At 61.3% G+C, this 23888-nt stretch carries 17 protein-coding genes, 6 tRNA genes and 4 pseudogenes; 6 read left to right on the top strand and 21 right to left on the bottom strand.

Annotated elements, in window-relative coordinates:
- Positions 1 to 23 precede the first annotated feature (23 nt).
- On the bottom strand, positions 24 to 668 hold the full coding sequence (gene leuD / locus NTD80_RS18940) for a 3-isopropylmalate dehydratase small subunit (RefSeq protein ID WP_065904531.1): 645 nt from the start codon (positions 666 to 668) through the stop codon (positions 24 to 26).
- A 10-nt stretch (positions 669 to 678) separates the two neighbouring features.
- Positions 679 to 2097 carry a 3-isopropylmalate dehydratase large subunit gene (leuC, locus tag NTD80_RS18935; RefSeq protein WP_065904529.1) on the bottom strand — a complete coding sequence of 473 codons (1419 nt, stop codon included), beginning with the start codon at positions 2095 to 2097 and terminating at the stop codon, positions 679 to 681.
- Positions 2098 to 2244: 147 nt separating this feature from the next.
- On the opposite strand from leuC, the gene NTD80_RS18930 reads away from it, so the two are divergent.
- Positions 2245 to 3135, top strand: coding sequence for a LysR family transcriptional regulator (locus NTD80_RS18930; protein ID WP_065904527.1), 891 nt, complete (start codon positions 2245 to 2247; stop codon positions 3133 to 3135).
- Between the two features lie 65 nt (positions 3136 to 3200).
- Complete coding sequence (locus NTD80_RS18925) at positions 3201 to 6479, top strand: EAL domain-containing protein (protein ID WP_106803175.1); 3279 nt, start codon at positions 3201 to 3203, stop codon at positions 6477 to 6479.
- 3 nt (positions 6480 to 6482) lie between these two features.
- Here the strand turns inward: NTD80_RS18925 and NTD80_RS18920 are convergent, their stop codons facing one another.
- The 14 genes from NTD80_RS18920 to gltX all read right to left on the bottom strand — a co-directional run bounded on the left by NTD80_RS18920 (position 6483) and on the right by gltX (position 16358).
- Positions 6483 to 7634, bottom strand: coding sequence for a hypothetical protein (locus tag NTD80_RS18920; protein WP_262134554.1), 1152 nt, complete (start codon positions 7632 to 7634; stop codon positions 6483 to 6485).
- 192 nt (positions 7635 to 7826) lie between these two features.
- The gene (locus NTD80_RS31245; RefSeq protein WP_315974940.1) at positions 7827 to 8414 is read right to left on the bottom strand and encodes a hypothetical protein; all 588 of its coding nucleotides are present in this window, start codon (positions 8412 to 8414) and stop codon (positions 7827 to 7829) included.
- Positions 8415 to 8883: 469 nt separating this feature from the next.
- Positions 8884 to 10395: a hypothetical protein gene (locus NTD80_RS18910; protein ID WP_262134552.1), complete on the bottom strand. Its 1512-nt coding sequence runs from the start codon at positions 10393 to 10395 to the stop codon at positions 8884 to 8886.
- 481 nt (positions 10396 to 10876) lie between these two features.
- Positions 10877 to 11836 carry a tRNA dihydrouridine synthase gene (locus NTD80_RS18905; protein WP_065904516.1) on the bottom strand — a complete coding sequence of 320 codons (960 nt, stop codon included), beginning with the start codon at positions 11834 to 11836 and terminating at the stop codon, positions 10877 to 10879.
- A 55-nt stretch (positions 11837 to 11891) separates the two neighbouring features.
- Positions 11892 to 12326, bottom strand: coding sequence for an acyl-CoA thioesterase (locus tag NTD80_RS18900; RefSeq protein ID WP_065904515.1), 435 nt, complete (start codon positions 12324 to 12326; stop codon positions 11892 to 11894).
- Between the two features lie 41 nt (positions 12327 to 12367).
- Positions 12368 to 13201 (bottom strand): alpha/beta hydrolase, encoded by an 834-nt coding sequence (locus tag NTD80_RS18895; protein ID WP_065904513.1) that lies wholly within the window; start codon positions 13199 to 13201, stop codon positions 12368 to 12370.
- A 16-nt stretch (positions 13202 to 13217) separates the two neighbouring features.
- Positions 13218 to 13757, bottom strand: coding sequence for a TetR/AcrR family transcriptional regulator (locus NTD80_RS18890; RefSeq protein ID WP_065904511.1), 540 nt, complete (start codon positions 13755 to 13757; stop codon positions 13218 to 13220).
- Between the two features lie 182 nt (positions 13758 to 13939).
- Positions 13940 to 14015 (bottom strand) — tRNA-Glu (locus NTD80_RS18885).
- 79 nt (positions 14016 to 14094) lie between these two features.
- Positions 14095 to 14170: transfer RNA gene (locus NTD80_RS18880), tRNA-Ala, on the bottom strand.
- A gap of 50 nt (positions 14171 to 14220) precedes the next feature.
- Positions 14221 to 14296: transfer RNA gene (locus NTD80_RS18875), tRNA-Glu, on the bottom strand.
- A gap of 78 nt (positions 14297 to 14374) precedes the next feature.
- A tRNA-Ala gene (locus NTD80_RS18870) sits at positions 14375 to 14450 on the bottom strand.
- A gap of 50 nt (positions 14451 to 14500) precedes the next feature.
- Positions 14501 to 14576 (bottom strand) — tRNA-Glu (locus NTD80_RS18865).
- A 78-nt stretch (positions 14577 to 14654) separates the two neighbouring features.
- Positions 14655 to 14730: transfer RNA gene (locus NTD80_RS18860), tRNA-Ala, on the bottom strand.
- A gap of 146 nt (positions 14731 to 14876) precedes the next feature.
- Positions 14877 to 16358: a glutamate--tRNA ligase gene (gene gltX, locus NTD80_RS18855; RefSeq protein WP_025856465.1), complete on the bottom strand. Its 1482-nt coding sequence runs from the start codon at positions 16356 to 16358 to the stop codon at positions 14877 to 14879.
- Between the two features lie 183 nt (positions 16359 to 16541).
- Here gltX and NTD80_RS18850 point away from each other — a divergent pair, with 183 nt between their 5' ends.
- Together NTD80_RS18850 and NTD80_RS18845 are read left to right on the top strand one after the other, a co-directional pair.
- A complete protein-coding gene (locus NTD80_RS18850) occupies positions 16542 to 17588 on the top strand; it encodes an HlyD family secretion protein (RefSeq protein WP_065904509.1) in 1047 nt (348 codons plus the stop codon).
- Complete coding sequence (locus NTD80_RS18845) at positions 17578 to 19128, top strand: MDR family MFS transporter (RefSeq protein WP_120449195.1); 1551 nt, start codon at positions 17578 to 17580, stop codon at positions 19126 to 19128. The genes NTD80_RS18850 and NTD80_RS18845 overlap by 11 nt, the downstream gene beginning before the upstream one ends.
- Positions 19129 to 19246: 118 nt before the next feature.
- On the opposite strand, the pseudogene NTD80_RS31400 reads toward NTD80_RS18845, so the two are convergent.
- The 5 genes and pseudogenes from NTD80_RS31400 to uvrB form a co-directional block, all read right to left on the bottom strand.
- A pseudogene (locus NTD80_RS31400) lies at positions 19247 to 19324 on the bottom strand (hypothetical protein); the annotation flags it as partial.
- 103 nt (positions 19325 to 19427) lie between these two features.
- Positions 19428 to 19523 (bottom strand): annotated as a pseudogene (locus NTD80_RS31395) (UvrB/UvrC motif-containing protein); the annotation flags it as partial.
- Positions 19524 to 19608: 85 nt separating this feature from the next.
- Positions 19609 to 19692 (bottom strand): annotated as a pseudogene (locus NTD80_RS31390) (UvrB/UvrC motif-containing protein); the annotation flags it as partial.
- A gap of 97 nt (positions 19693 to 19789) precedes the next feature.
- Positions 19790 to 19885 (bottom strand): annotated as a pseudogene (locus NTD80_RS31385) (UvrB/UvrC motif-containing protein); the annotation flags it as partial.
- 85 nt (positions 19886 to 19970) lie between these two features.
- A complete protein-coding gene (gene uvrB, locus NTD80_RS18840) occupies positions 19971 to 21986 on the bottom strand; it encodes an excinuclease ABC subunit UvrB (RefSeq protein ID WP_262134551.1) in 2016 nt (671 codons plus the stop codon).
- Positions 21987 to 22329: 343 nt separating this feature from the next.
- On the opposite strand from uvrB, the gene NTD80_RS18835 reads away from it, so the two are divergent.
- Positions 22330 to 23526 carry an amino acid aminotransferase gene (locus NTD80_RS18835; RefSeq protein ID WP_262134550.1) on the top strand — a complete coding sequence of 399 codons (1197 nt, stop codon included), beginning with the start codon at positions 22330 to 22332 and terminating at the stop codon, positions 23524 to 23526.
- 146 nt (positions 23527 to 23672) lie between these two features.
- Positions 23673 to 23882: a hypothetical protein gene (locus NTD80_RS18830; protein WP_017138724.1), complete on the top strand. Its 210-nt coding sequence runs from the start codon at positions 23673 to 23675 to the stop codon at positions 23880 to 23882.
- The last annotated feature ends 6 nt before the right edge of the window (positions 23883 to 23888 follow it).

The raw sequence follows: 23888 nt of genomic DNA, 5'->3' as shown, positions 1-23888 counted from the left end.
GGGCCCGCACGGCCTACCTCAAATCAGGCGTCGCGAAACAACCAGGGCTGGCTGGCCCGGTGCTTGGCTTCAAACGCCGCAATCGCATCGCCGTCCTGCAAGGTCAGGCCGATGTCGTCCAGCCCGTTGAGCAGGCAGTGCTTGCGGAACGCGTCCACCTCAAAGTGATACACCTTGCCGTCCGGACGGGTCACGGTCTGCGCGGCCAGGTCGACGGTCAGTTGGTAGCCGACATCGGCTTCAACCTGCTTGAACAGCTCGTCCACTTCTGCGTCGCTCAGGATGATCGGCAACAGGCCGTTCTTGAAGCTGTTGTTGAAAAAGATGTCGGCGTAGCTCGGCGCGATGATGCTGCGAAAGCCATATTCTTCCAGGGCCCACGGCGCGTGTTCACGGCTGGAGCCGCAACCGAAGTTTTCCCGGGCCAGCAACACGCTGGCGCCCTGGTAGCGCTCGGCGTTGAGCACGAAGTCCTTGTTCAGCGGGCGCTTGGAGTTGTCCTGGTAGGCATAGCCCACGTCCAGGTAGCGCCACTCGTCGAACAGGTTGGGGCCGAAACCGGTGCGCTTGATCGACTTCAAGAACTGCTTGGGGATGATCTGGTCGGTGTCGACGTTGGCACGGTCCAACGGCGCGACCAATCCTGTGTGTTGGGTAAAAGCTCTCATCGGGTTTTCCTCAGATCAATTCGCGAACGTCGATGAAACGACCGTTGACGGCAGCAGCAGCGGCCATGGCCGGGCTGACCAGGTGGGTACGCCCACCGGCGCCCTGACGCCCTTCGAAGTTACGGTTGGAGGTCGACGCGCAATGCTCGCCCGACTCCAGGCGGTCCGGGTTCATCGCCAGGCACATCGAGCAGCCCGGCTCACGCCATTCAAACCCGGCTTCGAGGAAGATCTTGTCCAGGCCTTCGGCTTCGGCTTGCGCCTTGACCAGGCCCGAACCCGGCACCACGATCGCTTGCTTGATGGTCGAGGCCACCTTGCGACCCTTGGCGATCACCGCCGCGGCGCGCAGGTCTTCGATCCGCGAGTTGGTGCAGGAGCCGATAAACACGCGATCCAACTGGATGTCGGTGATCGCCTGGTTGGCTTTGAGGCCCATGTACTTCAAGGCGCGCTCGATGGAGCCGCGCTTGACCAGGTCGGCTTCCTGCGCCGGGTCCGGCACGTTCTGGTCGACGGCCAAGACCATTTCCGGCGAGGTGCCCCAGCTGACTTGCGGCTTGATCTGGGCAGCGTCCAGCTCGACCACGGTGTCGAACACCGCATCGGCGTCGGACACCAGGTCTTTCCAGGCTTCGACGGCGGCATCCCACTCCGCACCTTGCGGGGCGAACGGACGGCCTTTGACGTATTCCACGGTTTTTTCATCCGCCGCCACCATGCCCACGCGGGCACCCGCCTCGATGGACATGTTGCAGATGGTCATGCGGCCTTCGATGGACAGGTCGCGGATCGCGCTACCGGCGAACTCGATGGCATGCCCGTTACCGCCGGCGGTGCCGATCTTGCCGATCACCGCGAGGACGATGTCCTTGGCGGTCACACCGAAGGGCAGCTTGCCTTCAACGCGCACCAGCATGTTCTTCATTTTCTTGGCGACCAGGCACTGGGTGGCGAACACATGTTCCACCTCGGACGTGCCGATGCCGTGGGCCAGGGCGCCAAAGGCACCGTGGGTGGAGGTGTGGGAGTCGCCGCAGACCACGGTCATGCCCGGCAAGGTGGCGCCCTGCTCCGGGCCGATCACGTGCACGATCCCTTGACGCACGTCATTCATCTTGAATTCGGTGATGCCATATTCGTCGCAGTAATCGTCGAGGGTTTGCACCTGCAAACGCGAGACCTGGTCGGCAATCGCTTCGATGCCGCCCTTGCGCTCGGGAGTCGTCGGTACGTTGTGATCCGGGGTGGCGATGATCGAGTCGACGCGCCAAGGCTTGCGCCCGGCCAGGCGCAGGCCTTCGAACGCTTGGGGCGAGGTCACTTCATGGATGATGTGACGGTCGATATAGATCAGCGACGAGCCATCGTCGCGCCGTTTCACTTCATGGGAATCCCAAAGCTTGTCGTAAAGCGTTTTGCCGGCCATCAGTCGGTCCTCATCAGCGGTCTTTCTATGCCCCGGGTCTTGAGACATTCAATAACCCTTTGGCTTGTGAGGCTGATGGTATGGCGCTACATTAAATAACTCAAATTCATATTTTTTATGCTTTGGATTACCAACTGGAATAGCACAATGGACCTGGCCAACCTCAATGCCTTTATTGCCATCGCCGAGACCGGCAGCTTCTCTGGCGCCGGCGAACGCCTGCACCTGACCCAGCCGGCCATCAGCAAGCGCATTGCTGGCCTGGAGCAACAATTGAAGGTGCGCCTGTTCGACCGCCTGGGCCGTGAAGTGGGCCTGACCGAGGCCGGCCGCGCCCTGCTGCCGCGTGCCTATCAGATCCTGAATGTGTTGGACGACACCCGCCGCGCCCTCACCAACCTGACCGGTGAAGTCAGCGGTCGCCTGACCTTGGCCACCAGCCACCATATCGGCCTGCACCGCCTGCCGCCGATCCTGCGCACGTTTACCCGCGAGTACCCGAATGTGGCGCTGGATATCCAGTTTCTCGATTCGGAAGTGGCCTACGAAGAAATCCTCCACGGCCGCGCCGAAGTGGCCGTGATCACCTTGGCGCCCGATCCTCACCACCTCGTCCGCGCCACCCCGGTGTGGGACGACCCGCTGGATTTCGTGGTGGCGCCGGAACACAGCCTGATCAGCAACGGCTCCGTCAGCCTGGCCGATATTGCCGGCCACCCGGCGGTTTTCCCCGGCGGCAACACCTTTACGCACCATATTGTCAGCCGGCTGTTCGAGGCCCAGGGCCTCACGCCGAATATCGCGATGAGCACTAACTACTTGGAAACTATCAAGATGATGGTGTCGATTGGCCTGGCCTGGAGCGTTTTGCCGCGCACCATGCTCGACGATCAGGTGGCAAGTATCGCTTTGCCGGGCATACAGCTCAGTCGCCAGCTAGGCTATATCGTGCACACCGAAAGGACGCTGTCGAACGCTGCGCGGGCTTTCATGAGCCTATTGGATGCACAGGTCGATCTGCCAGGGACACCGGCATGAACTTGTGCGCCCTCAAGGTCTGAACCTACCGCGCCGAACGCCCACAGAGCCAAGGCCCCTTGATAATGCGCAACCCCGTCGATTCCTTGCCTCCCCTGCCGCGCATCTACGCCCTTGACCCTCAAGAGGCGGAGCAAAGCTGGGACAGTGCCCCGCAACTGCTGGCCGCCCTGAATGCGGCGCGGCTGGGCGCATGGTGCTGGGAAATCGACACCGGGCGCATCAGTTGGTCGCGGGGCACCCAGGCGCTGTTCGGCTTCGATCCGCGCCAACCGCTGCCCAAGGACCTCGACTACCTGGACCTGCTCGCACCGCAGGACCGCACCCGCGTGGTGCGCGCCTTTCATGCGGTGCTGGCCGGCGAGCCGTTCGAGCAGGCCATGCATCACCACATCCAGTGGCCGGACGGCAGCCATCACTGGCTGGAAATCAACGGCAGCCTCGCCCCCGACAAGGCGGGCCGGCGCCGCATGATCGGGGTGATCCGCGAGACCACCCGCCAGCGCGAGCGCGAGCACGCCCTCAGCCACTCCGAAAAGCGCTTCGCCACGCTGTTTCACCTGTGCCCGAACATGGTCCTGCTGACCCGCCAATCCGACGGGCTGATCAGCGAAGCCAATCAGTATTTCGAAATGCACTTCGGCTGGCCGGTGGCCGACGTCATTGGCCGCACCACCCTGGACCTGGGCCTGTGGCGCCACCCCGAACAACGCGCGCAATTGGTCAAGGCCACTCAGCGCAAGGGCGAACCGATCAGCATGGAAGTGCAGTTCTGCGCCAGCAACGGGCAGATTCACGATGGCACGCTCAGCGCGCAGAAAGTCGAACTGGAGGGCGAGGCCTACCTGATCAGCACCTTTGTCGACACTACCGATCGCAAAAATGCCGAGCAGGCGCTGAAGGACAGCCAGGAGCGCCTCGACCTGGCGCTGGACTCGGCGCAATTGGGCACCTGGGACTGGCACATTCCCAGCGGCATGCTCTACGGCTCGGCCCGCGCGGCCCAGTTGCATGGCTTGCCGCCCGAGCCGTTCCATGAATCCTTCGAGGCGTTCTTTGAAGGCATGCCGGATGAAGAACGCGACAATATGCGCGACGCCTACCGCACATTGCGTGAAGGGCCGGCCGGCAACTATCAGTTGACCTACCGCGTGCAGCTGGAGGATGGCAGCTCGCGTTACCTGGAAAGCCGCGCCCGCCTCTACCGCGACGAACTGGGTGCGCCGCAGCGCATGGCCGGCACCCTGCTGGATATCACCGACCAGGTCGAACGCGAACAACGCCTGACCGCCTCCGAGGAAAAATTTGCCAGCCTGTTCCAGGCCAGCCCCGATCCGATCTGCGTCACCTACTTGGACAGCGGTGCATTCATCGAGATCAACCCGGCGTTTACCCAGACCTTCGGCTGGACCGCCGCCGAGGTCATCGACAAGAGCGCCGAGCAGATCGGCCTGTGGGACGAATCGAGCAAGCGCCTGCAGCGTATCGAACGGGTGATCCGCGAGCAGGGACTGAGCAACGTGGCCATCGTGGTGCACCACAAGAACGGCCAGGCCCTGACCTGCGTGATTTCCAGCCGCCTGATCAAGGTCGGCAACCAGCCGTGCATCGTCACCACGCTGCGCGACATTACCCAGCAGCAACGTTCGGAGGCCGCGCTGAAGGCCAGCGAAGAGAAGTTCGCCAAGGCGTTTCATTCCAGCCCCGATGCGATTTCCATCACCGAGCGCGACACCGGCCGTTATGTCGAGGTCAACGATGGCTTCTGCCGCCTGACCGGCTACCGCGCCGAGGATGCCATCGGCCTGACGCTGTACCAGATCGGCATCTGGGCCGATGAAAACCAGCGCGCGGCACTGCTCGCCGAGCTGCAGATCAAGGGGCGCATCCATCACCTGGAAATGCTCTGGCACAACAAGCGTGGCGAAGTGCTCGCGGTGGAGGTGTCGGTCGAGCCGATCACCCTCAATGAAACCCCGTGCCTGCTGCTGACCGCGCGCGACGTAAGCCTGTTGAAGAACGCCCAGGCACAGATTCGCCACCTGGCCTATCACGACCCGCTGACCAACCTGCCCAACCGCGCGCTGCTGATGGACCGCCTGAGCCAGCAGATCGCCCTGCTCAAGCGCCACAACCTGCGCGGTGCCCTGCTGTTTCTCGACCTCGACCACTTCAAGCACATCAACGATTCACTCGGCCACCCGGTGGGCGACACGGTGCTGAAAATCGTCACCGCACGCCTCGAAGCCAGCGTGCGCATGGAGGACACGGTGGCGCGCCTGGGCGGCGATGAGTTTGTGGTGCTGCTCAGCGGGCTGGAGGGTACGCGCAGCGAAGTCAGCGGCCAGGTGCAGGAACTGGCCGACACTCTGCGCGAATTGCTTTCGGAACCGATGTTCCTCGATGGCCACCGCTTGCAGGTCACGCCGAGCATTGGCGTGGCACTGATTCCCGATCATGGCTCGACCCCGGCCGACTTGCTCAAGCGCGCCGACATCGCCCTGTACCGCGCCAAGGACTCGGGGCGCAACACCACGCAGATGTTCCACAACAGCATGCAGAAAACCGCCAGCGAGCGGCTGCGCATGGAGACCGACCTGCGCCTGGCACTGTCGCGCGGGGAATTCAGTGTGCATTACCAGCCGCAGGTGGATGCGCGCGGCAACAAGATCGTCGGGGCCGAAGCACTGGTGCGCTGGCAGCATCCGCAGCTGGGTGCACAGTCCCCCACCGAATTTATCAAGGTGCTGGAAGACAGCGGCCTGATCCTCGAAGTGGGCACCTGGATCCTCGACGAAGCTTGCGCGGCGTTCGAGCAATTGATCGCCGACGGCCTGGTGGACCCGCTGAATTTCAGCCTCTGCGTAAATATCAGCCCCCGACAGTTTCGCCAGAACGACTTTGTCGAACGGGTCGAGCGCAGCCTCAAGCAACATCGACTGCCTTACAGCCTGCTGAAGCTGGAAATCACCGAAGGCATCGTGATCCAGAACCTGGAAGACACCATCAGCAAGATGCGCCGGCTGAAAAAACTCGGCGTGAGCTTTGCGATGGATGACTTCGGCACCGGCTATTCATCGCTGACCTACCTCAAGCGCCTGCCGGTGGATGCGCTGAAAATCGACCAGTCGTTTGTACGCGACGCGACCCACGACCCGAACGACGCCGAAATCATCCGCGCCATCGTGGCCATGGCCCGCAGCTTGAATCTGGAAGTAATTGCCGAAGGCGTGGAAACCTCGGAACAACTGGCGTTCCTGCAAAAACTGGGCTGCCATTTGTTCCAGGGTTTCTTACACAGCCGGCCCTTGCCGATCGAGGGGTTCAGGCAGTTGCTGGGTTAGCCCTCACACCAGCTTCAAGGCGGTCAGCGTCTTGCGCTTCCAGTGCGAGGTGCCCAGATCATACTTTTGCCCATACAGGTCCAGCGCCCCGCCCACTACCGCCACGGAGTGCCAGCCGTCCGCAAGCGTGCCGATGGCGCCGTCGGCCAACTCTTCAGCCGTGCTGTTACGGATATAGCCGAACAGCCCCAGCCGTTCCAGGGCCTCGCCGGGGTACTCGCCATCGTTCAGGGTTTCCAGGGCCACCGCAAACCCTTGTTCGGCGCGGAAGTCGTTGTTTTCCATTTGCGCCCGCTTGGCGCTGCAGGCGTACAGGAAGTTCGCGTAGTCCAGCAATACCGGATCGCTGCCGGCAAAGTTCGAGGCGGCGGTGGCCTGCCTCAGCTCGGCATGGCTCAAGCGCAGCCGGAAGCCATCGCGCATCGTCACTTCGCAACCGCCCGGCGTCCTGACGATGGACGTGTAGATACCTTCCGGGAAACGAGTGATGGCAGCCTTGATTGCCGACACAGTGACGCAATTGCCCTCGACGCCCTGGTAAAAGCCGCTCCAGATATCGGCATGCCTGATGCCCGCCGCCACTTGAGACTCCACCCCGTCCCTTTGCGGCGGCGTCTCACGGTCATCGAACAACACATACCCGTATCCATTGCCGTGTGGGTGACTGGCACCACTCCCCACGAGCGCAGCGCCAAAGTCATGGGTCTGGCGGACCCAGGGCGACTCCCTGCCGACCATGTCACGAGCGGCAACCCAACGCGACAGCCCGTAGACACCCATCCCTTCCAGGCAACGCTTGCTTGTCTCGCCCTCAAGGCTTTTTGCCAGGGCCGCCTCAAACGTCGGATAGCCACCCAACTGCTGCTTGCGCTTTACAAACGCAGCCAACATGAAGTTGGCGTGCTTCACCACGTCAGGGTCCTGCCCGCTGAACCGCGAAGCCTGCGCGGCCCGCTCAAGCTCGGCCTGGGACACCTGCACCCGGTATTGATCCTTCATGGTGACGGCATAACCATCACCCGCCGGGGTGACTTCGCTGAAAACATCGGAGGCGCGCGGGCCGAGGGTCATCATCATCATATTGATAACGGCCACGTGAGTACTGCAGTCAAAGCGCTCGCCGAATCGACGCTCGGCGCCTTGAAGTGCATTCACGAGGTCACCCCGTTTCGGACCGGCCTGCACATTGAAACCACTTGCAACAGGCTCAGGCCACCGACTTGGCACCACCGAGCCACGACCATCAATTGAAACGTTCATGGAGTTGTTCACTCAAGACAGGGCAGGAAAAAAGTGCAGCCAGATAACCCGGCTGCATCCTTTGACAGGAAACGAATAGGCCTTGGATCAGATCAGTGCAACGGCGTCACCCCGTGTCGGCGCCGAGCCCTGTCGCCCATATAGTTCTTCGCGTCCATTGATCACGGCCACCGAATGTCGGGCTCGGTTGCACATGCCCAATTGGCCTTTGGCCAGATCGCGCACGCTGACCCGCTTCATATGGTTCTTCAGCCCCAAACGCAGGAAGCCTTCACCGGGGCCATTGTCATCTTCGCCATCGTTCAGACTCTTTACAGCCGCTCTAAAACTGCGCGCCGCCGTGCCGTCGTTATTTTCCATTTGCGCCCGTTTGGCACTGACCGCGAAGAGAAACTGCGCGTCCTTGAGCATGCCTTTATCCGTGCCTTTAAATAGCGAGCCTGCTGCGCCTATTTGCAACTCCTGGTCGGTCAGCCTGACCACAACATCATCACGCATCGTCACTCGATAACCGTCGTTCGTCTTTAACACCTCCTTATAGATATCCGTAGGGCTTTGGCCAAACCGATACATCGCAGCCTTGATGGCGGATACCGTGACACAGTTGCCATCCGGGCCCTGACGGAAGCCACTCCAGATATTGTCTGGCTTGGTGCCGTTACGTTTATCGGACAAGTTCGGGATTTGGGCCGCAACAGTAGGTATGGGCTGTGGGGCTGGCGTTGGCACAGGGACCGGTACGAACGGAGGGTTTGCCTCTGGTCTAGGGGTACTATCGACAGTGCTCTTATCCGGTCTCGCTGATATCAAGTTGATCAACCGAGTGACCAACGAGTTGAACAGCGTAATCAGGCCGGCAATCGGGGCTATGTTATCGCCTGTCGCGACATTGTTTTGCAGCACGCTCACGGGCGTTGATACAGGGCCTGGGCCAAAGCCTGCACTTCTCAGTTCACCAGGCCGCGTTTCATTAGTTGCGTCCGGTAACGCCCTGTCCAACGTCTGGCGTACATCCACTACGCGAGCAATATTATTAATTGAGCAGCATGACATGACGGTCTCTCCACTTTTTTAGCGACTCTCCGAACGCCAAGTCCGGAGAGCGCTGTTTTTTATCGAAGAAGTCGAAACACGACGCCAGGCATCAAGTCCTTACCCGTCGACGGTTAATAAAGCTCCAGCCCTGCAGATCAGTTTGGTTGTCAGCGGGACCCGGGCTGGTCACATCAGGCACAGGCGTTGGCACGACAGGGTTGACCGGCGGCTGCGGCACGACGTCGGGCTTGGGCTGTGGATTGACCGGTGGCTGTGGTGCACCGTCTGGCTTGGGCTGTGGCTGCAGTGCAGCGTCGGGCTTGGGTTGTGGCGTCAGCGGTGGCTGTGGCGCAGCGTCTGGCCTGGGTTGCGGCCTGAGCGGCGGTTGCGGTGCAGCGTCTGGCTTGGGTTGTGGCGTGAGCGGCGGTTGCGGTGCAGCGTCTGGCTTGGGTTGTGGCGTGAGCGGTGGCTGCGGCGCAGCGTCTGGCTTGGGTTGTGGCGTCAGCAGTGGCTGCGGTGCAGCGTCTGGCTTGGGTTGTGGCGTCAGCGGTGGCTGCGGCGCAGCATCTGGCTTGGGTTGTGGCGTCAGCGGTGGCTGCGGCGCAGCGTCTGGCTTGGGTTGTGGCGTCAGCAGTGGCTGCGGTGCAGCGTCTGGCTTGGGTTGTGGCGTCAGCGGCGGCCGCACGCCTTTATCATGCTCGGAGCGAGTGTCAGGGCAGTGACAATGGTTGACATTGACCTCCACTTTCACCTGCGCATTTGCATTGTTGGTAACTTTGACATCGGGTTGGGGAAACGGAGGTAGAACACCCGGAACGGCTTTAGGCGTAATCACACTCAGCCCGCCATCATCTATTTTGACCTTTAGTTGCTCTGCAGCATCTGGGACGACCTTGGGTAACGGATTCGCTCCAGGCTTCACTTTTGGCTGGTCCGCCGCGTCGGGAGTCACCTTCGGCAACGGGTTCGCCTCTGGCTTTACTTTTGGCTGGTCTGCCGCGTCGGGTGCCACCTTTGGCAGCGGGCTCGCGTCTGTCTTCACTTTGGGCTGGTCTGCCGCGTCGGGCGCCACCTTCGGCTGCGGGGTCGCCTCTGGTTTCACTTTTGGCTGGTCTGGCGCGTCGGGTGCCACCTTTGGCAGCGGGCTCGCGTCTGTCTTCACTTTGGGCTGGTCTGCCGCGTCGGGCGCCACCTTCGGCTGCGGGGTCGCCTCTGGTTTCACTTTTGGCTGGTCTGCTGCATTCGGCGCAACTTTCGGCAACGCGCTTGAATCCGTACTCGTCTTGTCGTTAGGCGCGGCATCCGTCTTAACCTTGGCTTTGGCCGCCGTATCGGAAGCAGCCTTGAGATCGGGAGTTACATCCTTCCCCGACAGCATCTCGCGCATGGCTTTGAAGACTTGTTCAAGCATGTCAAACAACTTTGAAAGCGCCCGGGTGTTAATCATCATTTCACCCTGCGGCCCTCGGGTAATATCTTGCTGGGTAGCCGGCGGGATAACTTTTGAATCAGTCGCCGATGCAGAGAGTGTTGCAGTGCTTTTTGGGAGTGTGGGCGTTTGTGGGTCTTGGGGAGTGGTATCGAACTTTACATAGGGTGAATTATTAATCGAGAAAGACATATCAAATTCCTTAGTCAGCGCAGCCAGGCGGTGAATACCTGGGACAGCGATAGGATTTATGGAGGCTGAATACAACCGCGTTGCATCTCAGTCCCCTAATTCGTGGAAACTGACGCTATCGAGTTCCAGAAATCGCGCTTCACATAAGGAAAGAAAAGCAAACTTTCAGACTTTGCCTCATCGCCACTTGGAGCCAGCCGTGATTTATCGCGCCCGCACCTTCTCGCTGCAGACATATGCACTTATAAACCGTGAGACCTGTCACTCAGCGACATAATTAACCGCCCTTTCAAACGAATGCCTGTGATAGTTCACGCGCACAGGCATACCCCAAAGCACTGGCTGGTTTATCAACTCGAACAACGACAGTGACTGTCAGAATATTTCGCCGGTAACGTTTAAACGTATTAAAACGCAAAAATGCTCCTTATCTTTCGATAAGGAGCATTCGTTTTGAAATACCGGCAGACAGTTTCCGGGGTCAGGCGGCAACCGCAGGACTCATCCCCAATAAACGGCTGACTTGGTCAAGTTCAGTTTCGCGGCGCAGGGCGGTAAACAGTTCCACCGCTTCCGGGTAATTGCGCGTCAACATCGCCAGCCACTGTTTCAGTCGCCCCGGCGCCTGCCGCTCGGTCAGTTGCGCTACCGATTGGGTCCAGAAGTCCTGAAGCAGGGGCTGCAGTTGCGCCCAGGTCATTTCCACCACTTCCTCACCCGCGCGTGCCGCGGCGATCTGGCGTGCCAGGTCAGGACGCGCAACCAGGCCGCGACCGAGCATGATGTCTTCGACGCCGCTGATTTCCCGGCAACGCCGCCAGTCTTCGACACTCCAGATATCACCGTTGGCGAACACCGGCACCTTGACCACGTCCTGCACGCGCGGGATCCACTCCCAGTGCGCAGGCGGCTTGTAACCATCAGTCTTGGTCCGCGCATGCACTACAATGTGCGCCGCGCCGCCCTCGGCCAGGGCGGTTGCGCAGACCAGTGCGCCGTCCGGGCTGTCGAAACCCAGGCGCATCTTGGCAGTGACCGGAATATGCGCGGGAACAGCGCGGCGTACGTGTTCGACGATCTGGTTGAGCAACTCCGGCTCCTTGAGCAGCACCGCCCCGCCACGCGACTTGTTGACGGTCTTGGCCGGGCAGCCGAAGTTCAGGTCGATGACCTGCGAGCCCAGCTCGCAGGCGAGCGCGGCGTTTTCCGCCAGGCACACCGGGTCGGAGCCGAGCAACTGCACGCGCAGTGGCACGCCGGCCGCGGTGTGGGCACCGTGCAGCAGTTCCGGGGCGAGCTTGTGAAAATACGCCGGGGTGAGCAAGCGGTCGTTGACGCGGATGAACTCGGTCACGCACCAGTCGATGCCGCCGACTCGGGTCAGCACGTCCCGCAGGATGTTGTCGACCAACCCCTCCATGGGCGCCAAAGCAATTTGCATGGAAAACACTCAACAAAAATCGTGGCGCAGTTTACTGGGTTTCCCACGGCAACCGTTAACCCCCTGTCAGGGCGGGGCCATAACCGTCGAGAAACTCGGGCGGCATGCGCTTGGGCTTGCCGGTGGACAGCTCGATGCACACGAAGGTGGTCTGCGCCCGCAACAGCGTGGCGCCATCGCGCGGGCGCAGCAGCTGAAAGCGGCGGGTCATTTTCAGGCGCTGGTCCCAGTCGACGATCCAGGTCGCCAGTTGCAGCTCGTCGCCCTCGTAGCCGGCGGCCAGGTAATCGATTTCATGCCGCACCACGGCCATGGCGCGATCCAGGCGGCGGTATTCGGTGAGATCCAGCCCCAGGCGCTGTGAGTGGCGCCAGGCGCAGCGCTCCAGCCAGGACACGTACACCGCGTTATTGGCGTGCCCGAGGCCGTCGATGTCTTCAGGGGCGACCTGCAGATCGATGATAAACGGCGTTGCCAAATCCCAGCCCATGCCTTGCTCCCAGTCGATTAATGTCGGCGGGGAGCAGTGTATCAGGCGGTTTGCCGCTCCTGTAGACGACGGCCGGCCAACAGCGCCAGCACCCCGTCGATCACGCGGGGATCGGCCAGCACTTTCTGGTGCCCGCCCTGCTCCAGGCGCAGCAGGCGGCTGTCGAACCAGGCTTCATGGATGGCTTGCGATGCCTTGACCGGCACGAAGGTATCGTCTTCGGCGTGCACGATCAGGCCGGGGATATTCATCTGGTAGTGGGCCACATCCAGATGCTTGAGCGGCATGCCGAAGGTCAGCTCCACTTCCTGGATAAACGCCGAACGCGCCCGCGCCGGCAACCCGACCATCTGGGTGAAGCCGCGCAGCACATCCAGAAAGCGCGACGGCGCGGCAATGCTCACCAACGCCTCGGTACGCAGCCCCAACTGCACCGCCAGCATCGCACTGGCGCCGCCCATCGAATGGCCGATCACCGCGTGCAACGGTGGCAGTTCCGCCGCTGCCTCCAGCATGGCACGCGCAAAGAGCAGCACATGCGCTTCTCGCCCCGGGGAACGCCCGTGGGCGGGACCGTCCAGGGCAATCACGGAGTAGCCGTTGTCCACCAACGCGGTGATCAAGCTGGCGAACTGCGTTGGGCGCCCTTCCCAACCATGCATCAACAGCACCGCCGGGCCCTGGCCCCAACGCAAGGCCGACAAGCCGAAACGCAAAGTGATGCGCTCCGATTGCGCCAGCAGCGGCAGCTCCCAGTCACGCGGCGGCAGGTCGCGCGGAGTCATGAAGGCGCGACGCATCTTGTTGGCCACCGTGTGCGGTGCCAGGTGCCCCAGCGTGCCATTGATGCGACGAATCCAGGTCAATGTGCCCATCCTGCAAGCCCTCTCCTTAGCGCACCGCCGACTTGGCCGCGCGTAACACTCGATCCGACAACTCACCCGGCCCCAGCGCGCGCGCCAAGGCCAGTCCACCGATCATCAGCGCCATGTCCGCCAGGGCTTTATCGGTGTCTTCGGGGCTGGCAGCGAGTTGAGCGGCCATCAGCTCCACGTGTTCGTTCAGCGCATCGCGAAAAGCGTCCGGCAAGCGGGCCATCTCGCCCACGGTGGCCGGGATCGGGCACGCCTGGGCAGTTGAGTCGCGGTGCTTGCGTGACAGGTAAAACGCCGCCACCAGCCCCCTGCGTTCTTCGCCGGTCAGCTGTGCATCCATATCGTCGATCGATGCACGACGCCGGGCCAGCAACTGAGTGAAGGCCTCCAGCATCAGCGCGTCCTTGCTTTCAAAGTGCGCGTAGAAACCACCGACGGTCAGCCCCGCCGCGCCCATGACTTCACCCACGCTCGGCTCGGCCGGGCCACGCTGGATCAACGCGGCGCTGGCGGCTTGCAGAATACGTTCGCGGGTTTGCGCTTTTTTATCGTTCATCGTTGCCTCCGTCGTTCATGGGTTGAATATTATTACCATAATAATATTTCGCAAGCGACAGGCATGACCGCTGGTCAGAACACAGGAAGGGGAATGAGAAGAGGATTGGCCAAACGCCAGACAAACAAAAGGGCCATTCAATAATTGAATGACCCTTAAAAATCCCGCAGAGCGGGTAATCGTGGCGTCCCCTAGGGGACTCGAACCCCTGTTACCGCCGTGAAAGGGCGGTGTCCTAGGCCACTAGACGAAGGGGACACAAACCTTCTATACAACTGATCAGTGCTGAGTACTGATCGATTCAAGGACGGTGTGGCCAGACCTTGAACCTGTAAATTGGTGGAGCTAAACGGGATCGAACCGTTGACCTCTTGCATGCCATGCAAGCGCTCTCCCAGCTGAGCTATAGCCCCGGATTTTTCGTCTCGCGACGCAGCAGGCCTTGCGAACTGCTTGTTGAAACTGGCGTCCCCTAGGGGACTCGAACCCCTGTTACCGCCGTGAAAGGGCGGTGTCCTAGGCCACTAGACGAAGGGGACAAAACCTTCTGTACAACTGATCAGCGCTGAGTACTGATCGATTCAAGGACGGTGTGGCCAGACCTTGAACCTGTAAATTGGTGGAGCTAAACGGGATCGAACCGTTGACCTCTTGCATGCCATGCAAGCGCTCTCCCAGCTGAGCTATAGCCCCGGATTTTTCGTCTCGCGACGCAGCAGGCCTTGCGAACTGCTTGTTGAAACTGGCGTCCCCTAGGGGACTCGAACCCCTGTTACCGCCGTGAAAGGGCGGTGTCCTAGGCCACTAGACGAAGGGGACAAAACCTTCTGTACAACTGATCAGCGCTGAGTACTGATCGATTCAAGGACGGTGTGGCCAGACCTTGAACCTGTAAATTGGTGGAGCTAAACGGGATCGAACCGTTGACCTCTTGCATGCCATGCAAGCGCTCTCCCAGCTGAGCTATAGCCCCTCATCGGTGAGGACGGGGCGAATCTTAATGGCGGTTTGAAAGGCTGTCAAATTTATTTTCAACAATTTTCAAAATTTTTTGCCGGGATAACAATCACTTACCGTTAAACCCCGGAAAACCGGGGTTTTAACGTTACTGCTCGTTGCTTAAGCGATAGCGCCCAGCAGCTTTTCCCATTCCTTGTTTTCTTTCTTCGACACACCACCAAGCAAATCAAGGGCTTGGCGCAGACGGAAACGCGTCAGGTCCGGACCGAGAATTTCCATTGCATCGAGCACCGACACCGAGCTGGCCTGCCCGGTGATTGCGGCAAACATCAGCGGCATCGCATCGCGCAATTTCAGTTCGAGGGACTCGACCACCGCCTGGATCGTCGCGGTAATTGCATCCTTCTCCCACTGACGCAGGCTTTCCAGCTTCCACAGGATCAACTGCATCAGCTGGCGAACCTGGTCGCCCGAAAGCTTCTTGGATTCAAACAGCTTGGGATCCGGGTTCACACCGCCGGCAAAGAAGAAACTGGCCAGGGGCGCGACCTGGCTGAACGTCTCCACCCTGCCCTGCACCAGCGGCGCGATCTTCATCATGTACTCAGGGTTCAACGCCCACTGCTGCACACGGCTGGCGAACTCTTCCACCGGCAAGTCACGCAGCCATTGGCCATTGAGCCAGGACAGCTTCTCGATATCGAAGATCGGCCCACCCAGCGACACGCGGGACAGGTCAAAGTTGTCGACCATTTCCTGCAGCGAGAACTTCTCGCGCTCGTCCGGCATCGACCAGCCCATGCGGCCGAGGTAGTTGAGCATCGCTTCCGGCATGAAGCCCATGCGCTCGTAGAAGGTCACCGAGGTCGGGTTCTTGCGCTTGGACAGCTTGCTCTTGTCCGGGTTACGCAGCAGCGGCATATAGCACAGCTGCGGCTGCTCCCAGCCGAAGTACTCGTAGAGCAGGATCAATTTGGGCGCCGACGGCAACCACTCTTCGCCACGCAGCACGTGGGTGATGCCCATCAGGTGGTCGTCGACCACGTTGGCGAGGAAGTACGTCGGCAGGCCGTCGGTCTTCATCAGCACCTGCATGTCCATGCGGTCCCACGGGATCTCGACGTCACCGCGCAGCATGTCCGGCACCACGCACACGCCTTCGCTCGGCACTTTCATGCGGATCACATGCGGCTCGCCAGCGGCGAGGCGGCGGGCCACTTCTTCCTTAGACAGCAGCAGTGCACGGCCGTCGTAGCGCGGGGTTTCGCCACGGGCCTGTTGCTCGGCACGCATCTGGTCGAGTTCTTCGGCGGTGCAGAAGCACGGGAACGCGTGGCCCATGTCGACCAGTTGCTGGGTGTATTGCTTGTAGATGTCGCTGCGCTCGCTCTGGCGATACGGGCCATGCGGGCCGCCAACGTCCGGGCCTTCTGCCCAGGTAATGCCCAACCAGCGCAAGGCATCGAAAATCTGCTGTTCCGACTCGCGGGTCGAACGCAGTTGGTCGGTGTCTTCGATCCGCAGGATGAATTCACCGCCGTGCTGCTTGGCAAAGCAGTAGTTGAACAAGGCGATGTAGGCAGTGCCGACGTGGGGATCCCCAGTAGGCGATGGCGCGATGCGCGTGCGGACGGTGGTCATGGCAGGTCTCGAATGGGCGATATAACTGAAATTGAAACAAGGGGCGAATGGTAACAGCCCCAGGCACCCCGGCTCCAGCACAAGGGCATAGTGGCCAAGCTTCGGTCTGAAGGTGTGCCATGGCTATTTGCCAGATGCGCGGCTGGCTATATTCCATTACCTCTTGTTACAGACATCCTGCCCATGCCTGCCCCACTCAAACGCCGCCTGTTTATCTTTGTGTTTATCGTGACCCTGATTGCCCTCGGTTTCTTCGCCCAGTGGTTCTTCAGGGGCCGCTTCTATGAAAGCACCGACAACGCCTACGTGCAGGGCGAAATCACCCGCGTGTCGAGCCAACTGGGCGCGCGGATTGTCGAGGTGCTGGTCGGCGATAACGAGCACGTGCAAAAAGGCCAGTTGCTGGTGAAGCTCGAAGGCGATGACTTCCACCTGGCCGTCGACCGCGCCAACGCCGCCCTGGCCATGCGTGAAGCCGAGCGCGTCCAGGCGCAGAGCAAGCTCACCCAGCAAGCCAGCCTGATCGCCGCCGGCGCGGCCAAGGTCGCGTCCAGCCAGGCCAGCCTGGGGCGCTCGCAGATCGACTTGTCGCGCGCGCAAACCCTGCGCGGGCCCGGCTACGTCTCGGAAGAACGCGTGACCACCCTCTCCGCCGACAACCACATCGCCCGCTCCCAGGTGAGCATGGCCGAGGCCGATCTGCAGGGCCAGCGCCAGCAGGTGAATGCCCTGAACGCCGAGATCAAGCGCCTCGACGCCATGATCGTCAACGCGAAGACCGACCTTGCCCAGGCCGAACTCAACCTGACCCGCAGCGAAATCCACGCGCCGATCAGCGGCCTGGTCGGCCAGCGCGCCGCGCGCAATGGCCAATACGTGCAGGCCGGCGCCTATCTGCTATCAATCGTCCCCGACCAGGACATCTGGATCCAGGCCAACTTCAAGGAAACCCAGATCGGCCATATGCAACCGGGGCAACACGCCGAGCTGACCTTCGATGCCTATGGCGACACGCCCATCGCGGCGCGGGTCGACAGCCTGTTCGCCGCCTCCGGGGCCCAGTTCAGCCTGCTGCCGCCGGACAATGCCACCGGCAACTTCACCAAAGTCGTCCAACGCATCCCGGTAAAGCTGACGTTTGCGCCGGATAACCCGCTGCAGGGCAAGATTCGCCCCGGCATGTCTGTCACCGTCAAAGTGAACATCAAAGACCAGCCCGATGGCCGGTGATCAACTGCTGCGCCCGGTCGGCGAACCGACCCGGCGCGACTGGATCGCGGTCATGAGCGTGATGCTCGGCGCCTTCATGGCCGTGCTCGACATCCAGATCACCAACTCGTCGCTCAAGGATATCCAGGGTGCGCTGTCAGCCACGCTGGAAGAAGGCTCGTGGATTTCCACTTCCTACCTCGTCGCCGAAATCATCATGATCCCCCTCACCGCCTGGCTGGTGCAGTTGCTCTCGGCACGGCGCCTGGCGGTGTGGGTGTCGGTGGGTTTCCTGATCGCCTCATTGATGTGTTCCATGGCCTGGAGCCTGGAAAGCATGATCGTGTTCCGCGCCTTGCAGGGCTTCACTGGCGGTGCGCTGATCCCGCTGGCGTTCACCCTCACCTTGATCAAGCTGCCCGAGCATCACCGCGCCAAAGGCATGGCGATGTTCGCGATGACGGCCACTTTCGCCCCGTCCATCGGTCCGACCATCGGCGGTTGGCTCACCGAAAACTGGGGCTGGGAGTACATTTTCTACATCAACGTGCCACCGGGCCTGGTGATGATCGCCGGGCTGCTCTATGGCCTGGAGAAAAAGCCGTCGAATTGGGATTTGCTGAAAAGCACCGACTACCTCGGCATCGTCACCCTGGCCATTGGCCTGGGCTGTTTGCAGGTGTTTCTGGAAGAGGGTCATCGCAAGGACTGGCTTGAATCTAGCCTAATCGTCAGCCTCGGCAGCGTCGCGCTACTCAGCCTGATCACCTTTGTCATCGTGCAACTGTCCAAGCCCAACCCACTGATCAACCTGGGCATCCTGGCCAACCGTAATTTCGGCCTGTCGAGCATTTCCAGCCTGGGCATGGGTGTGGGGCTGTATGGCTCGATCTACCTGCTGCCGCTGTACCTGGCGCAGATCCAGAACTACAACGCGCTGCAGATCGGCGAAGTGATCATGTGGATGGGCGTGCCCCAGTTGTTCCTGATTCCGCTGGTGCCCAAGCTGATGAAGTACGTGTCGCCCAAGTGGCTGTGCACGCTAGGCTTTGGCCTGTTCGGCCTGGCGAGTTTTTCCTCTGGGGTGCTCAACCCGGACTTCGCCGGCAGCCAGTTCAACCAGATCCAGATCATCCGCGCCCTCGGGCAGCCGCTGATCATGGTGACCATCTCGCTGATCGCCACTGCCTACATCCTGCCCCAGGACGCGGGCTCGGCGTCGAGCCTGTTCAACATCCTGCGCAACCTCGGCGGCGCCATCGGCATTGCGCTGCTGGCAACCTTGCTGGATGCGCGCACCAAGACCTACTTCGATTATCTACGCGAGGCGATCGTGCCGACCAATCCGCAGGTGGCGGAGCGGATGGCGACGCTGACCGAGAAGTTCGGCAACGAGACGGCGGCATTGGGCAAGTTGAGTGAGATTGCGCACCAGCAGGCGCAGATCATGGCCTATAACGATGCGTTTCATTTTGTCGGGCTTGCGCTGGGGATCAGCATGCTGGCGATATTGTTGACCAAGGCGTTGCCGGCGGGGCTCAAGGCGGGGGAAGCGCATTAGACCGAGTCGCCGCCATCGCAGGCAAGCCAGCTCCCACAGTTAAGCGCGTCGTCCAGGCGAACGCGGTCAACTGTGGGAGCTGGCTTGCCTGCGATGAGGCCCTTCCAGACGCTACACCTCAAACAGCCAGCAGACGCTCACGCAACTTGCCGATCTCATCACGCGTCTGCGCCGCAGCCTCGAACTCCAGGTCCCGCGCAAGCGGCTACAGCTCCCACAGTTAAGCGCGTCGCCCAGGCGAACGCGGTCAACTGTGGGAGCTGGCTTGCCTGCGATGAGACCCTTCCAGACGCTACACCTCAAACAGCCAGCAGACGCTCACGCAACTTGCCAATCTCATCACGCGTCTGCGCCGCAGCCTCGAACTCCAGGTCCCGCGCGAGCGGGTACATCTCCCACAGTTAAGCGCGTCGTCCAGGCGAACGCGGTCAACTGTGGGAGCTGGCTTGCCTGCGATGAGGCCCTTCCAGACGCTGCACCTCAAACAGCCAACAAGCGCTCACGCAGCTTGCCGATCTCATCACGCGTCTGCGCCGCAGCCTCGAACTCCAGGTCCCGCGCAAGCGACTACATCTCCCACAGTTGAGCGCGTCGTCCAGGCGAACGCGCTCAACTGTGGGAGCTGGCTTGCCTGCGATGAGGCCCTTCCAGACGCTACACCTCAGACAGCCAGCAGACGCTCACGCAACTTGCCAATCTCATCACGCGTCTGCGCCGCAGCCTCGAACTCCAGGTCCCGCGCGAGCGGGTACATCTCCCACAGTTGAGCGCGTCGCCCAGGCGAACGCGGTCAACTGTGGGAGCTGGCTTGCCTGCGATGAGGCCCTTCCAGCCGCTACACCTCAAACAGACAGCAGACGCTCACGCAACTTGCCAATCTCATCACGCGTCTGCGCCGCAGCCTCGAACTCCAGGTCCCGCGCGAGCTGGTACATCTTCTCTTCCAGCTGCCGGATCCGCTTGGTGATCTCACTCGGCGAGCGCAGTTCGTTTTCGTACTTGGCGCTTTCCTCGGCAGCCTTGGCCATGCCCTTGCGCTTCTTGCTGCGCGAGCCGGGCACCGTGGCGCCTTCCATGATGTCGGCGACATCCTTGAACACGCCCTTGGGGGTGATGCCATTTTCCAGGTTGAACGCAATCTGCTTGTCGCGACGCCGCTGGGTCTCGCCAATCGCGCGCTCCATGGACCCGGTGATGCGGTCCGCGTAGAGGATCGCCCGGCCATTGAGGTTACGCGCCGCGCGGCCGATGGTCTGGATCAGCGAACGCTCGGAACGCAGGAAGCCCTCCTTGTCGGCATCGAGGATCGCCACCAGCGACACTTCCGGCATGTCCAGGCCTTCACGCAGCAGGTTGATGCCCACCAGCACATCAAAGGTGCCCAGGCGCAGGTCGCGGATGATTTCCACGCGCTCCACGGTGTCGATGTCCGAGTGCAGGTAACGCACGCGCACACCGTGGTCGGCCAGGTAGTCCGTCAAGTCTTCGGACATGCGCTTGGTCAGCGTAGTGACCAATACGCGCTCTTCGAGGGCCACGCGCTTGGTGATCTCCGAAAGCAGGTCGTCGACCTGGGTCAGCGCCGGGCGGATTTCGATTTCCGGGTCGACCAGGCCGGTCGGGCGCACCAGTTGCTCGATCACACGGCCCGCATGCTCGGCCTCGTAGTTGCCCGGCGTCGCCGACACGAAGATGGTCTGCGGGCTGATGCTTTCCCATTCGTCAAAACGCATCGGCCGGTTGTCCAGCGCCGACGGCAGGCGGAAACCGTATTCCACCAGGGTCTCTTTACGCGAACGGTCGCCCTTATACATGGCGCCGACCTGCGGCACGCTGACGTGGGATTCGTCGATCACCAGCAGCGCGTCGGCCGGCAGGTAGTCGTACAGCGTCGGCGGCGGCGCACCGGATTCGCGGCCCGAGAGGTAGCGCGAGTAGTTTTCGATGCCGTTGCAGTAGCCCAGCTCCAGGATCATCTCCAGGTCGAATCGGGTGCGCTGCTCCAGGCGCTGGGCTTCCACCAGCTTGTTATTGGAGCGCAGGTATTCGAGGCGCTCGGCCAGTTCGGTCTTGATGCCTTCGATGGCGCCCAGCAGGGTTTCGCGCGGCGTCACGTAGTGGCTTTTCGGATAGAAAGTAAAACGCGGCAGCTTGCGGATGACTTCGCCGGTCAACGGGTCGAAAGCCGACAGGCTCTCGACTTCATCATCGAACAGCTCGATGCGGATCGCTTCCAGGTCGGATTCGGCCGGGTAGATGTCGATCACATCGCCGCGCACGCGGAAGGTGGCGCGGGCAAAGTCCATGTCGTTGCGGGTGTATTGCAGATCCGCCAGGCGGCGCAGCAAGGCGCGCTGGTCGAGTTTGTCGCCGCGATCGACGTGCAGCACCATCTTCAGATAGGTTTCCGGGCTGCCCAGCCCGTAGATGCACGACACCGTGGTGACGATGATCGCGTCCTTGCGCTCCAGCAGCGCCTTGGTTGCCGACAGCCGCATCTGCTCGATGTGGTCGTTGATCGAGGCGTCCTTCTCGATAAAGGTATCGGAGGACGGCACATAGGCTTCGGGCTGGTAGTAGTCGTAGTAGGAAACGAAGTACTCCACCGCGTTGTTCGGGAAGAACGCCTTGAACTCGCCATACAACTGCGCGGCCAGGGTCTTGTTCGGCGCCAGCACCAAGGTGGGACGGTTGATCTGCGCGATCACGTTGGCGATGCTGAAGGTCTTGCCTGAACCGGTCACCCCGAGCAAGGTCTGGTGCGCCAGGCCGGCCTCGATGCCTTCGACCATCTGGCGAATGGCCTCGGGCTGGTCGCCAGCAGGTTCAAAGCGGGTGACTAGTTGGAAATCCGACATAACGTACCTCTTGGAGTCACCCCAGACTGTAAACCCGTCGGGGACGAATAAGACCACAACCCGCGAAGATTCAGAGCGGGCCGTAGGAAAAAACTATGATAGCCGTAGAAGTGGTGGCGAATGTGGCGGGTTTCAAGGCAATCATCTGACCTGCCGTCCGGGAGCAATGTTGCAATACGACTAACGGTGGGCAAATAAACCGAAAAACTTGGCCGAAAAGCCGTTTCGGCTGTCGCCCTTGGCGGTGATGGCCTCTATACTAGCTCCCCGTTTGTGCACCGCTCTAGTGCATTCGGCTGGAGCGCGACACGTCCCTCCTTTCCCCCAAAGAGCTGCCGCAAAAATGAGCCTGTTCTCCGCTGTCGAAATGGCACCACGCGATCCAATCCTGGGCCTCAACGAAGCATTCAACGCCGATACACGAACCACCAAGGTCAACCTTGGCGTGGGCGTTTACTGCAACGAGGAGGGGAAAATTCCACTCTTGCGTGCCGTTGCCGAAGCGGAAGCCATTCGCGTGGCGCAACATGCCGCCCGTGGCTACTTGCCGATCGACGGCATCGTGGCTTACGACCAGGCCGTGCAGAAACTGCTGTTCGGCGCTGAGTCGCCGCTGCTGAGCGCCGGCCGCGTCATCACCGCCCAAGCAGTCGGCGGTACCGGCGCACTGAAGATCGGCGCGGACTTCCTCAAGCAACTGCTGCCCAACGCTGTCGTTGCCATCAGCGACCCAAGCTGGGAAAACCACCAGGCGCTGTTCGAAAAAGCCGGCTTCCCGGTACAGACCTACCGCTACTACGACGCCGCCACCCACGACGTGAACCGTGCCGGCCTGCTCGAAGACCTCAATGCCCTGCCACCACAGTCCATCGTGGTGCTGCACGCGTGCTGCCACAACCCGACCGGCGTCGACCTGAGCCCGGCCGACTGGCAAAACGTGCTGGACGTGGTCAAGGCCAAGAACCTCGTGCCATTCCTCGACATGGCCTACCAAGGCTTTGGCGACGGCATCCACGAAGACGCCGCGGCGGTGCGCCTGTTCGCTGAATCGGGCCTGACCTTCTTTGTGTCCAGCTCGTTCTCCAAGTCGTTCTCGCTGTACGGCGAACGTGTGGGCGCGCTGTCGATCGTCAGCGAATCCAAGGAAGAAAGCGCGCGCATCCTGTCCCAGGTCAAGCGCGTGATCCGCACCAACTACTCCAACCCGCCGACCCACGGCGCGGCAATTGTGGCTGCGGTGCTGAACAACCCTGAGCTGCGCGCCCAGTGGGAAGCCGAACTGGCTGAAATGCGCCTGCGCATCCGTGGCATGCGCGAGCAGATGGTCGCCGAACTGGCCAAGGCTGCTCCGGACCACGACTTCAGCTTCGTCGGTCGCCAGCGCGGGATGTTCTCCTACTCCGGCCTGACTGTTGAGCAAGTCACCCGCTTGCGCACCGAGTTTGGCATCTACGCGCTGGATACCGGGCGTATCTGCGTGGCAGCGTTGAACCAGTCGAACATTGGTGCCGTGACGAAGGCGATTGTTCAGGTGCTGTAAACCTGAAACGGCTGTGACGAGGGGGAAGCCATTCACGGGCTTCCCCTTTTTTATTGGCTGTGGCGAGCGAGCTTGCAAAAAATTCACTGGCCGCAGCACTCAGCCCCTAGACTGACCCCTGACTGCCCCTTTGCTGTGAGAGCCTTATGAGAAACGACGACCTGGACCTGCGCGCCGACCGCGACGAACTGCATGACTACACCCCGCGCGCCCCGCAAGCCAAGCGCCAGAAAAGCCTGGTGCTGCAAGTGGCCCTGGGGGTGTTCCTCGGCGGGCTGGCGCTGTGGCTGGTACAGCTCGGCGCGACAGCCATCATGGCCAAGCTGGCCATGGGCACCCTGCAATTTGGCGGCTGACACGCG

Origin of the sequence: Pseudomonas sp. 13B_2.1_Bac1 (genome assembly GCF_025466155.1) — a bacterium.
GTDB lineage: Bacteria > Pseudomonadota > Gammaproteobacteria > Pseudomonadales > Pseudomonadaceae > Aquipseudomonas > Aquipseudomonas aylmerensis.
The sequence above is the reverse complement of the archived record's forward strand: the minus strand, read 5'-3'. Positions and strand labels throughout refer to the sequence as shown.